Here is an 11651-nt window from a genome sequence, read left to right on the forward strand (position 1 = left end):
TCCGATGCGAGCCATATCACGGGTTATCGGCCGGAGCGTCGAGTGTGAGAAGGCAGGGCACCCGGGCGGGATCGGCGATGCGCAGATAGCCGAGTCCTATGCCGGCGAGTCCGAGCAGTAAACCGGGAGTGCGAAGCCCGCGCGGCACCCCGCAGATCCAGCCATAATCCCGCTGTGCGGCCAGCACGGCCGTCGTGACGTTTTCCGCCAGGTGGAGCAGGTCGCCCTCGCCTGTCCTGCGGGCCGCCGACCAGAGGAAATCCAGATTTCCCAGATCGCCGTGGCAAAGCGATAGATTGCGTACCGGATAATATTCTTTCGCCGCTTCGTAATAGTCGGCGGTCACGCGTGCCGCGACCTCGATGTCGGCGGCCAGGGACGTATCGTCGCCGAGCGTTTCCGCCAGCGCCAGCCGGGCGAGACCGGCTCCCGGCGCGCCGTGGCACCAGGCGACCATCGTCTCCCAGGGAACGTTCGGCCGCAGGTCCGGCCAGGCTTCGCCATGTTCGTCGCGCAGCGACCTCTCGAAGCGCAGCGCGGCCCTGACGGTCTCGAGGTGCGCGTCGTCGCCGGTCACCCGCGCCGCCCTGGCCAGGGCCAGTGCAATGCCGGACGCGCCGTGCGCGAATCCGCCCAGCGCCAGATTGTCGAAGTGCGCGGCCGGCCAGCTGATCTGGTCGCCCGTGCGCACCCCGCGCTCGGCCAGGTGTGTGCTCGCCTTCCCGATGAGCCCCGCGAGCCCGTCGGACGGGACGACCCGCCAGGCCGCGCAGAGAGCGAGGACGTGTCCGGCGGCGCCACCGACGACATCGAGGATCTCGTCGGCGTCGCAGATCTCCTCCATCCCCGGCGCGATGTCGTCGATCAACCGGGCGAGCGGAACGGTGTCCGCGGTGAGGGCCGCCCAGTGCGTCAGAAAGTAGAGGGCGCCGGTCATACCGCCCGACATGCCGAGGGCCAGGAGTGCGTTCTGCCGGCGCTCGCGAGGGCGGAACGAGATCGCGCGTTCCAGTCGGCGCACGACGCCGTACGAGATGTCCCTTGCCAGCTCGTGAAACCTGTCCTGGCCGGACACCCGAGCCAGGTAGGCGAGGAACAGGGCGATGCCGCTGTTGCCGGAGTAGAGGTCCAGCCCGGTCGGCATGAGCTGCCACCCTCCCTCACCCATCGAGGCCAGGCCGAGCCAGCCGATCTCCCCCTCATGGCGTAGCGCGGACCGGATCAACTCCTCCCCGATCTCGACGGCGTGACCGACGACGGTCCCGGCGTCGGGCGCCTCCTGTGAGCCGGACCACCGCCGGACCGGCCTGTCGTCCCTGGGCACCCGGAAGACCGGTGCGCCGTCGAGATCCCCAGCGACGGCCGTGGCCGCGGCGCACTCCACCATCCATCGCTGGCGCCGAAGGTCGTCGTCGCCGAATCCCGCGATCCGCTCACGCACGGCGCTCAGCCCATCCTGAACCAGCGCGCCGGGAATCACCCGTCCGTCTCCGCCGATGAGGCAGGTGCCGTCCGCGTCCGCCGTGAAGAGGGGAATGTCGCCGGCGGCCAGTTGCGCACGTTCGCTGGCCGCGATCTCCGCCCCCGCCGCAAGTCCCCTGTGGCGGGACAGCGCACGGTCGAGGTACTTCTCGCGTTGCTCCAAATCGCGCAGGAGGTGCGGGTGGCAGCTCGCCCAGAGGAAGGCGTTGTACGTCTGGGTCGCGCCGAGAATGTGCCGGGTTCGGGCGCCTCGGAAGGTCTCCAGGAGGCCGCCTTCGGCGAGCAGCTCGCCGGCGTGTGCCAGGATGAGCCCGTACATGCGCTCGAACCCCGCCAGGAAGACGTCCCGGTACTCGTCGAACCGTCGCACCTCACCGCCGAGACGCGGCAGGTTCGCCGACGCGGGAAGGGGTGCCCGGCCATGTGCCAGCCGCATCGTGTCCGTGCCGGCGTCCACCCATTGGGGCAGCGCGTCTGTGCTCAACCGCGTGTCGCCGCCGCCGTTGAGCCCGCTGACGTCGCCGCTCGTCTGCCTGCCCGCCGCATCCGTCCGCGGCCGTGAGAAGGGCAGCATTCCCACGGCGAGCACGGTCGAATCGAACAGGCCGCGCATCAGGGCCTCATCTCCGGCGGAGTCGGACTGCGAGGCGTTCAGCTCTCCGGTGAACAGGCATTCGAGATCGACGAGGAAGGGGTGCTCACCGGCCGCGATGACATTGTCCATGTGCAGGTCCCGCGCCCGGAGCGCGTGCAGCAGAGCCAGATAGCCGCCCTGCCGTCGGTAGAAGCGCTCGACGGCGGCGGAGGTGTCGCATTCGCCGCCGCGGACGTGCTCCAGCCATCCGTGGTCGCCGCGGTCGAGGACGCGCACGGTGCGCAACCGCGGCTCGAACCCCTTGGCGTTCACCCAGTCCACCAGCGCCTGGAACCGCGCCTCCATCGACACCGCTCTGGGCTTGTACACGACGCTCTGTCCGCGACCGAAATGGACGATCGCCACGGACCGGCCTTTTTCGTGGCTGTCGCCGGCGTCGAAGGAGATCTCGTCGATCTCCCGTAGGTCCGCGTGGACGTCGAGCCCGCGCAGCAGCCCGAAGTCGGCCGCCAGGTGCTCGGCGAACGCGCAGCGCGCGCTCACCCAGTGAGCGAGCAGCCGGCGGCATTCCGCACGCATCAGCGGATAGTCGCGCCATATTCGCCGCGCGAAATCCGTGTCCGACAACCGCCCTGAAAAGAAGTCGAAGCGCTCGGCGGGCGTGGCGCCGCGCAAGAGACCTTCGACCCGCTGCACGTTGAGTTCCAGCACGAGAATCCTGAGGACGATCCTGGCGAGCCCGGCGCGGGGCGGCGCCGCCGTCAGGTGATGGAGAAGCGGCTCGGCCGCGAGCGATCCGAGACGTTCCTTCACTTTCTCGGTGAGATCAGCGGCCGCGGCATCGACGATGCGCTTCGAGAATTGGAGCAGTGAATCGATTGCGTGCTCAGGCGCCATTCTCACCCCGTATTTCGACAACTCGGCGATCCGATCGGCAGGGACGCGGAGGTGCGGACGCCCGCGCGCAGCGGACGCCCGACCTCCTCTCGTCATGCCATCTCAGTAGGCGCAGCACTCCGTGTCGCTGCTCCAGGTGACCCAGCACGGAAGCCAGGACATCATGATCGGCTGGACCTCGCCCTCGACGGCGAAGTCGGCGACGTCGACGAGGTCGCCGGCCGGGTTCGCGGGAAGGGCGGACAGCTGGTCAGCGGTGAGGGTGGCGCTGAAAGCGGGATCCTTCCACGCCTTGGCCAGATCTGTCGTCTGCATTCTTTTCTCCTCTCCGAAGCGGTCGTTCCGGAATATCACATCGGACCGGAACCCCAGACAATGTGAGCAATCTCTCACCGCGACGGCCTTCCGAAAAAGTGCATCTCTACACTAAGGCATAACGGGATTGACCGGGGGAAGCCACCGAAGTATCATCCGGCATTTTCGCATCGATTTCTATGCGCCTTTCAGCCCGGCGCGGACCGTGGTATTGCTGTAGGGCGATATGAGGAGGGAAATTCATGGCCCGTGCTCCAAGAGTCGTCGTGGTATCGCCTCCCAAAGCGGGCACTCATCTCATCAAGGAATTGATGCTCGCTCTCGGGTACGGCCTCCAAGGAGAGGTGAAGACGTCACCGGGCGAACGAACGGCTCTTGACGAGGACGCCTCGTGGAACCTCGTCTCTCAGGTCTACGACCACGAGGAGCTGCTCCGGATGCGGGTCGCGGACGATCCCGAGCGCTTCGCTCGGCTGGTCGACGTTTCCCAGACGGCGGTGATGTGGGCTTGGCTTCACCGATTGGGCGTCCCGCTGGCCTCCCGGTATCCGCACGAGACGATGCTGAGCGAGCTCGTCCAGAAGACCCTTTGGCGCACCGCCACCGGTACCTTCTCCGACACCCCTCCGAACACCTGCTGGTTCGTGCACGAAATGGACCTCGCGCAGGTGCACGGCAAGTTCATCCACGAATGGCGCACGGGCGGTGAGCCACGCATCCTGTTTTTGCACCGCGACCCGCGCGACAGCCTTCTATCGATGGTGCGTTTCCTCACCGACACACGGCCGCAGGGCATCGGCAAGCTAGTCCGCTTCGGCCTCTACAGCGACATACTCCGTTCCCTGGCGCACCTCGACGAACAGATCGCCTACGCCGTGGAGGACGAACGGTTCCCCGGACTCTCGGAACTGCGGAGCAGTCGCTGGCTGGCGGTGCATCCGGCGGTGTGCAGGGTCTCCTTCGAGGAGTTGGTCGGCCCCGACGGCGGCGGAACCCCCGAGCTCCAGGAGGCGGCGGTCGAGCGGGTTGTCGCGTTCCTCGGCGCCGAGGCGAATCCGGCGACGCTGGCGAAGTCGCTGTTCAACCGGGCGTCGTTCACCTTCCGCGACGGCCGGTCGGGCGCCTGGCGGGCCTCGTTCTCCGAGGCCGCCGTCCGCGCCTTCGAGCGCCGCCACGGGCACCTGCTGGACCTGCTCGAATACGAACGCCGATGAAGGGCTCCCCGGCGAGCCCCGGAGAGCGGGGGGAGACCGTGAGCGAGGCCGTGAAGGAGGCGACGAGCCGGTCCGGCACCGCCGCCACCGTCATGGCCGCCCTCAGGTTGAGCAGGCAGGCGGACCCGACGCTGTTCTGGACAGGGGTGATCCTCCTGCCGGCCGTCGAGGGACTGCTCGGTGTCGGCCTGCTGCTGCTGTTCCGCAGCAGCGTAGGGGTCTTCCTTGGGTCCTCTGGCGGGCCCGCGCAGGCGACCAGGACGCTCATCCCATGGCTTGCGGGAGCTGTCCTGCTCACTTTGGTCACGCTCATGCTCGGCAACCTGCGTCACACGCTGAACGAACTGCTCGTGGACCGGGTACGCCAGTTCAGCAGCCGCCGCATGCACGCGGCCATCGCGAAGCTCGACCTCGCCGACTTCGACTACGCGGTCGTGCACGACCGGATCAGCCGGGCGGAGGAGACCGCCGACAGCAAACCGCGGCAGGTGGTCAGAGGCGTCAACGGCCTGCTGGCCTCCGCCTTCCAGGTCGCCGGTTTCACCGTGCTGCTCATCGTGCTGGAGCCATGGCTACTGCCGGTGATGGCGCTCGCCGCGGCCCCGATCGCGGTCGTCAGCTCCAAGCTCGCCGGCGACCGATTCGCGTTCTTCACCAGGATGACCCCGCTCGAGCGGATGCGCAGGTACGTCGGCATGCTGATCACCGGTCGGCAGGCCGCCGCGGAAGTACGCTCCTTCCAGCTGTCGGAGCACTTCGCAGAGAGATATGACCTCCTGACCCGCAGGCGCTACGCCGAACTGCGCGAAACGCTGCGCGGGCAGTGGCGCAGGCAGTTGCTGGGGCAGCTGGCGTTCGGCCTGATCCTGTGCGTGGTCGTGACCGTGCTCGCCTGGTTCTACGCCGTCGGGGCGATGGACACGTCGACGGTGCTCACCACCGTGCTCAGCTTGAGCAGGCTGGCGACGGCGATGGCCGGTCTGGGCGGTCCGATGGCGGAGCTGTCCGAGGCGGGACTGTTCCTCGACGACCAGCACGCTTTCTACGCTCAGCTCATGCGAAGGAGCCTGGTCAGCCGTCAGGGCGCACAACCGGCACCGCTGCGTGAGCTGTGCGTGCGCGACCTCACCTTCGTCTATCCCGAAGCCGCCCGGCCGGCGCTGCGCAACGTCGACCTGACCATCCGAGCCGGCCAGATAGTTGCGTTCGTCGGCCAGAACGGCTCGGGCAAGACCACGCTGGCGAAGATCCTGGCCTTCCTGTACGAGCCCTCGTCGGGTGCCCTGCTCTGGAACGGTGTGGACACCTCCGAGCTCTCCCGTGAGGGGCTGCGCGACCAGGTGACGACGGTTCTCCAGGACCACATGACCTACCACTTCTCCGTCGCGGAGAACGTGGCACTGGGGGACACGACGAGGCCGGACGGACAGACGGCCGTCCGTGCGGCCGTCGACGAAGCAGGCGCCCGGGACATCGTCGACAGATTGCCGGGCGGGTACGAGACCCCACTCGGCCCCGAGTTCGGCGGCGGCACCGCGCTGTCCGGAGGCGAGCGGCAGCGCCTGGCCATCGCCCGTGCCTTCTACCGCGGCCGGGACCTGGTCATCCTGGACGAGCCGACGTCGGCGTTGGACGCTCAGGCCGACCACGCGCTACTGGAAAACCTGCGGAGGCTGTTGCGGGGCCGCACCGCGATCGTCATCTCGCACCGTTTCTCCAACGTCCGGCACGCCGACCAGATCTTCGTGCTCAAGGATGGGCGCATCTTGGAGCGTGGGACACACGACAGCCTCATGGCGGACAAGGGTTTGTACGCCGAGATGTACACACTGCAGGCTGCCGCCTACACGAGCTCCCCGAGCCCGACGGCGCAGAGCCTCGGGTGAACGCGGCTGCGGACCGCCGGAGGATCGGACGCCTGCGAGTGCGGCCGGTCGTCGGCGATCGCCCTCCAAGCAGCGCGGCGATGCGGTGTCAGCCGCGTCGCATGGGCATGAACATGCCGGACCAGCCGGCGACGGCTATCGGGAGCCACGTCCTCCGCGCACCTGTCGCCGGCGGGGGGAACTACTCCGGATCGCCGTCCTTGACAGCGGCTCGGTCGAGTGTCGTGGCGATCCACTCCGGCAACGGGACGGACGCGACCTGCGCCGCCGCCTTCCACCGCTCTTCCTGCTCGGACGAGACCTCGACGGAGATGGTCACCGTCACCATATCCGCATCCTGGCCGCGGCTACGGCTTGCTTGTATTTCCTTGCGCAGCCTGCTCTGCGGCCAGCCTTCCTTCTCCGCCCGCGTGAGCCACAACTCCTGCTCGTCTTCGGGAAGTGCGGCCACCTCCGCGTGGTGCTGCAGGCTCAGGGTGTCCCGTCGACGGGACATTGGGAACTTACGGGCCACCCATGCGTAGTTACGGAGGGTCTTGTACGACAAGGACGTCTTGGCGATAGCCATCCGGTACCGGTCACTGAAGAACTCCTCACCGTAGACAAGCCAGTCGCCCAGCCACCAGGTAGAGGAGTTCGCAATGACGCATAACTGACTGCCGATTCTCTGCCAGGACTCGAATGACAGGTCCACTGGAAGACGCAGCCCGAGCCTCCCCGCTCGCACCGACGCGTCGAGCCCCAGCCTTTCCTGTGGAGAATGCCTTCTCGTGTCGCCGACTCCCCGGCGGGCTGTCCCGCGCTCTTCTCCCCTCTTCGGAACCGGGTCGAGAAGTGGCATCGCCATTGGGCATCATCCCCTGATTGTGAAACCCCGTTGGGAGCCAAAGCGGTTCGGCCTCGACTCCGCTTCTGATCCATGAGGGCCGGTTTTCCCCGGTCGGCCCTTCAACCTCAAGGTGCGGGAGAGCGGTACCTCCCTTACCCTGTGTCGTCCCTCGCTGGGCATTTGCGTGCGTCGCGACAGCCTCGACCCATCACTCCTCGACAGAGATTTGTACGAGGCAAGGAGGAACACGGGCACGCGGCAGCACCCCTGAGCACGCTTTCCGCTAACGGAAGTCGCCGGAACATCTGCATGATTTCCGCCATTGTCTTGCGATGTCAACCGCCTGTTGACATGGGGGGCACGGGGGACGCCTCCCCCAACTCCGCGGCGCCCGGACCATCCCCAGCGCCTCAGACTCCAGGCCGAAAATGGTGTTCACGCTCGTCAATGGCATCCGCCGGCCCCCTGACCAGTGGCTCTGAGGATTGTGCTTCACATATCCCAGCGGCGATACCCGAGCACGACAACGACGATCAGGGCGACAGTCCAGGCGGTGAGGAGCAGGGCGCCTTGCGCCGGTGTCACCGCGCTCGCGTCGTCGGCTACCGGGAACCACATAGCGAATCCGGCGCTGTCCGGGAGGTACTTCGCCGCAGGGGTGTGATCACGCAGGAGCGGTCCGACGATGAAGAAGTACCCCAGCAGGACGACGACTGCCGCAAGAGTCCGGCGAACGAGGGCACCGACGGCTGCGCTGATCAACGCCGTGAGCGCGAGATACGCGGTCACACCACTCAGCGCCCCCGCGACACGGCCCAAGGTCACGGGCGCAGCGGTGTCGCCGAGCACACCAGTCGTGAGCACGATTCCGGACGCAGCCGTGATCGCCGCTGCGGGAAACACGACGATCGCCAGCGCGAGGTGCTTGGCGGTGAACTGGAGGACGCGGCGGGGCATCGCGGTCAGCGTGGTGCGGATCTGCCCACCGGTGTACTCGGAGCAGGCGGCCAGGACGCCGAGGATGACGAAGCCGGCTTGCGCGTAGCTGATCGAAGCCAGTCCGATGTCAACAGCGCTCTTGGTGCCGGTAGAACCTTGGAGGCCGGCGATCGTGAACGCGATCGCGAGTATCAGGTTCACCACCAGAGTGCCTCCTAGCGTCAGCCAGGTCGCCGGAAGAGACACGAGTTTCGACATTTCCGCCGCGAGCGCCTGAGCGGCTTCCCGGCTACGGGTGCGAGTCGTCGGCGTGGGGACGGTCACGCGTCCCTCCGCGTGAACGCGATGGCGGCGATCACGAGCAGCACCGCCACCCAGGCGGTCATCACCAGTCCTCCGGCGAGCGGGCTGATCTCGACGGTGTTGTCGGCGAGCTTCCGGATGAACATGCGGACCCCGGCCATGTCGGGCAGATAGTTCGCCAGCGGCGTGATCTTGGTCAGCAAATAGGTGACGGTGACGACCGAGGTGTTCGCGATGAGCACCGCGAGCGGAATGACCCCGTGGCGGGTGAGCACGGTGATCCCGAAGGCGAGGAGCGCGGTGTACACCCAGTAGCAGACGACACCAGCCAGCCGCGGAACGTCGTCCGCTCCCAATGTCGGGGCGTGCTCGCCGAGCACCACCCGGATGACGCCCATGGTGGTCCCTGCCGCGACGATCGCGAGCAACGCGCTGGTGATCGCGACCGCGGATATTTTCGCGAGCAGGAACCGGAGGCGGGAGGGAACGGCGGTCAGGCTGGTGGTGATCTGACGCCCGCCTCCGGATTCCGCGCTCTCGGTGAAGTACTCGCTGCTGATACCGACGACGCCGAGGATGATCGCACCGACCACGCCGAAAGCCAGCTCCTGATATCCGGTGTCGACCCCGGCGATGGTCTCGGCGCCGCGGGTGATCGCGCCAAGGGTCGACGAGGCGGTGATTCCGGCGATCACACTCGGCACGAGCACCCCGGCCGCCATCGCGATCCACACCGTCGGCAATGAGGTGAGCTTCGAGGCCTCCGCCGCGAGCGCCCTCATGGCGCACCACCCGTGGTGAGGGCGAAGAACGCGTCCTCGAGGGTGCGGTATGAGCCGGTGACCTCGTCGAGGGTGCCATCCGCCACGACCTTGCCCTCGTTGATGACCACGACGTCATCCACTGTTTCCGCGAGCTCTCCCATCAGGTGGCTGGAGAGCAGCACGGTTCGGCCGGACGCGGCGTGTTCGCGAAGGAAGGTCCTGATCCAGCGGATGCCGTCCGGGTCCAATCCGTTCACCGGCTCGTCCAGGATCAGGATCTCCGGGTCTCCGAGCAGCGCCGCCGCCAGCCCGAGGCGACGCCCCATGCCCAGGGAGTAGCTGCCCACCCGCTTCGACGCGGCGTTCGTCAGGCCCACGATCTCAAGCACCTCGTCGACGCGCGCGCGTGGCAGTCCCGCGGAGCGAGCCACCCATCGCAGGTGCGCGCGGCCCGTCCGCGCCCGATGCGCGCCGGAGCCGTCCAGCATGGCTCCGACGGTGGCGAGCGGGTCACGAAGCTTTACAAACGGGACAGAACCGATGAGTGCCGTACCGGAGGTCGCCCGATCCAGGCCCAACAGAATGCGCAGCGTGGAGCTTTTCCCCGCCCCGTTAGGGCCGATGAACCCGGTCACTCTTCCAGGGCGGGCCTGGAAGCTGATTCCGCTCAGAATCTCTTTGGAACCTCGCCGCTTGACGAGGCTGTCGATCGTAACCATGTTCACATGTGAACTCAGAGCATGGCCTCCAGTCATCGGGCCGAAGACTGGACGTGATCCCGCGGCTCAGACCTGAGCCTCTCGGACCCAGGACTGATGCCTCGTTCACGGGCGAGTCCTTAGACTTGAAAAATGGGGCCGGGTCAGGCACTTCCGGAACGCAGTCGGCGAGTCTGGCCACTGGCCATCGCCGTTCACGTCGTGCTCCTGCTCGCCCTTCTCGCGGTCGGCCGCGGAGGTACCGCTGCGGTCGTCCTCCCGGTCGTCATCGCCGCGCTGGCGCTGACGGTCACCGTGTGGGCGCTGGTTCACGCGCGCCGGCAGCGGATCGCGTACGAAGCGCGCCTGACGGCGTGGGCCGGCGAACGCGCGGCACAGGCCGAACGGCTGCGCATTGCCCGGGAGCTGCACGACATCGTCTCCCACGGCCTTGGCCTCATCACTGTTCGGGCAAGCACGGCCCGCTATCCTGGCGTAGAGGACGACAGCTCCGCGGCGCTGTCGGACATCGAGCGCCTTGGACGGCAGACCACGACGGAGCTACGCCGGATGCTCAACGTGCTGCGTGCCTCAACTGATGTGGCCGCGCCTCTGCGGCCAGCAGAGACTCTTCACGACCTGCCGGCCATCATCCACGATGCCGAGAGGGCAGGCCCGACCGTCACTCTCAGGCTCGGCGAGGTCGATGACATCAGCCTTGGGGCGCAACTCGCCGTCTGCTCCATCGTGCGTGAGGCTCTCACGAACACCGCTCGGCATGCCGGACCCACGAGCGCGTACGTGTACGTCCGTCGCGATGGCGACTGGATCGTCACGAGCGTCTGGGACGAAGGTCCTGTGGACGGATGGACCCCTCACCCGGGAGCCGGGCAGGGGATCGAGGGGCTCAGGGAGCGCATCACCGCTATCGGCGGGACCTTTCGAGCCGAGCACGTCGAGAACGGGTTTCGCGTCACCGCCCGTATTCCTGAGGCTCGGACATCATGAGTGACCGTGAAACGCCGATTCGCGTCGTCATCGCCGATGACCAGCCGTTGCTGCGTCACAGCCTGGCCGCTGTCATCAATGCCAATCATGACATGGCGGTGGTCGGTGAGGCGGGCACAGGCGAAGAGGTGGTCAAGCTCAGCGCCGATCTCCACCCCGACGTCGTGCTCATGGACATCCGGATGCCGGGCACTGATGGAATCGCGGCCACCCGCCGCATCATGGCCGGCGCGGGCGCTGAATCGGTGAAGGTCATCGTTCTCACGATGTTCGAGCTTGACGAGTATGTCCGTGCCGCCCTGCAGGCCGGCGCCAGCGGCTTTCTCCTCAAGGACTCCCACCCGGACAAACTCCTCGACGCCATCCGCCGAACGCATCAGGGCGAATCACTGTTCGCCCCGAAAGTCCTGACACGCCTTATCGAGGCCTACATCGCCCAGCCGACCGTCGCGAAGCCGGGGAGCCTGGACGCTCTCACCGTACGGGAGACCGAGGTCCTCACCTTGGTCGGCCACGGGCTCTCCAACGACGAAATCGCGGCGAGGCTCACGATCTCGATCAAAACCGTCAAGACCCATATCGGCAACCTGCTGAGCAAGCTCCAGGCGCGAGATCGCGCGCACCTCGTCATCGCGGCCTACGAAAGCAACCTCGTCCAGTCGACACGCTGAACCCGTCTCATCTGGAGGACGGCCACGGCTGAGACGCGGTTCGTCCTGCG

The 11651-nt window shown here is 67.2% G+C and carries 10 protein-coding genes; 4 read left to right on the plus strand and 6 right to left on the minus strand.

The window, feature by feature from the left end:
- Window positions 1-16: 16 nt before the first annotated feature.
- The gene (locus tag IL992_RS39920) at window positions 17-3070 is read right to left on the minus strand and encodes a type 2 lanthipeptide synthetase LanM family protein (protein WP_319019124.1); all 3054 of its coding nucleotides are present in this window, start codon (window positions 3068-3070) and stop codon (window positions 17-19) included.
- A gap of 6 nt (window positions 3071-3076) precedes the next feature.
- Window positions 3077-3289, minus strand: a complete 213-nt coding sequence (locus IL992_RS39925; RefSeq protein WP_193208495.1) for a mersacidin/lichenicidin family type 2 lantibiotic — start codon at window positions 3287-3289, stop codon at window positions 3077-3079.
- Between the two features lie 437 nt (window positions 3290-3726).
- Here IL992_RS39925 and IL992_RS39930 point away from each other — a divergent pair, with 437 nt between their 5' ends.
- Both IL992_RS39930 and IL992_RS48750 read left to right on the plus strand, forming a co-directional pair.
- Window positions 3727-4503, plus strand: coding sequence for a hypothetical protein (locus IL992_RS39930; protein ID WP_193208496.1), 777 nt, complete (start codon window positions 3727-3729; stop codon window positions 4501-4503).
- 38 nt (window positions 4504-4541) lie between these two features.
- A complete protein-coding gene (locus tag IL992_RS48750) occupies window positions 4542-6389 on the plus strand; it encodes an ABC transporter ATP-binding protein (protein ID WP_193208497.1) in 1848 nt (615 codons plus the stop codon).
- A 181-nt stretch (window positions 6390-6570) separates the two neighbouring features.
- Here the strand turns inward: IL992_RS48750 and IL992_RS39940 are convergent, their stop codons facing one another.
- The 4 genes from IL992_RS39940 to IL992_RS39955 all read right to left on the minus strand — a co-directional run bounded on the left by IL992_RS39940 (window position 6571) and on the right by IL992_RS39955 (window position 9943).
- Complete coding sequence (locus IL992_RS39940) at window positions 6571-7236, minus strand: LmbU family transcriptional regulator (RefSeq protein ID WP_226874663.1); 666 nt, start codon at window positions 7234-7236, stop codon at window positions 6571-6573.
- A gap of 474 nt (window positions 7237-7710) precedes the next feature.
- Window positions 7711-8481, minus strand: a complete 771-nt coding sequence (locus tag IL992_RS39945; RefSeq protein WP_226874664.1) for a hypothetical protein — start codon at window positions 8479-8481, stop codon at window positions 7711-7713.
- Complete coding sequence (locus tag IL992_RS39950) at window positions 8478-9242, minus strand: ABC transporter permease (protein WP_193208499.1); 765 nt, start codon at window positions 9240-9242, stop codon at window positions 8478-8480. The genes IL992_RS39945 and IL992_RS39950 overlap by 4 nt, the downstream gene beginning before the upstream one ends.
- The gene (locus IL992_RS39955; RefSeq protein WP_193208500.1) at window positions 9239-9943 is read right to left on the minus strand and encodes an ABC transporter ATP-binding protein; all 705 of its coding nucleotides are present in this window, start codon (window positions 9941-9943) and stop codon (window positions 9239-9241) included. The genes IL992_RS39950 and IL992_RS39955 overlap by 4 nt, the downstream gene beginning before the upstream one ends.
- 201 nt (window positions 9944-10144) lie before the next feature.
- Here IL992_RS39955 and IL992_RS39960 point away from each other — a divergent pair, with 201 nt between their 5' ends.
- Window positions 10145-10930 carry a sensor histidine kinase gene (locus IL992_RS39960; RefSeq protein ID WP_319019125.1) on the plus strand — a complete coding sequence of 262 codons (786 nt, stop codon included), beginning with the start codon at window positions 10145-10147 and terminating at the stop codon, window positions 10928-10930.
- Window positions 10927-11601, plus strand: coding sequence for a response regulator (locus tag IL992_RS39965; protein WP_193208502.1), 675 nt, complete (start codon window positions 10927-10929; stop codon window positions 11599-11601). The genes IL992_RS39960 and IL992_RS39965 overlap by 4 nt, the downstream gene beginning before the upstream one ends.
- The last annotated feature ends 50 nt before the right edge of the window (window positions 11602-11651 follow it).

Origin of the sequence: Microbispora sitophila (assembly GCF_014892245.1) — a bacterium.
Taxonomy (GTDB): Bacteria; Actinomycetota; Actinomycetes; order Streptosporangiales; family Streptosporangiaceae; genus Microbispora; species Microbispora siamensis.

Excerpts from the sequence above, each read along its gene's own strand:
- IL992_RS39920 (WP_319019124.1), bottom strand. The coding sequence starts at position 3,070 with ATGACGAGAGGAGGTCGGGCGTCCGCTGCGCGCGGGCGTCCGCACCTC.
- IL992_RS39925 (WP_193208495.1), bottom strand. The coding sequence starts at position 3,289 with ATGCAGACGACAGATCTGGCCAAGGCGTGGAAGGATCCCGCTTTCAGC.
- IL992_RS39930 (WP_193208496.1), top strand. The coding sequence starts at position 3,727 with ATGCGGGTCGCGGACGATCCCGAGCGCTTCGCTCGGCTGGTCGACGTT.
- IL992_RS39940 (WP_226874663.1), bottom strand. The coding sequence starts at position 7,236 with ATGGCGATGCCACTTCTCGACCCGGTTCCGAAGAGGGGAGAAGAGCGC.
- IL992_RS39950 (WP_193208499.1), bottom strand. The coding sequence starts at position 9,242 with ATGAGGGCGCTCGCGGCGGAGGCCTCGAAGCTCACCTCATTGCCGACG.
- IL992_RS39955 (WP_193208500.1), bottom strand. The coding sequence starts at position 9,943 with ATGGTTACGATCGACAGCCTCGTCAAGCGGCGAGGTTCCAAAGAGATT.
- IL992_RS39965 (WP_193208502.1), top strand. The coding sequence starts at position 10,927 with ATGAGTGACCGTGAAACGCCGATTCGCGTCGTCATCGCCGATGACCAG.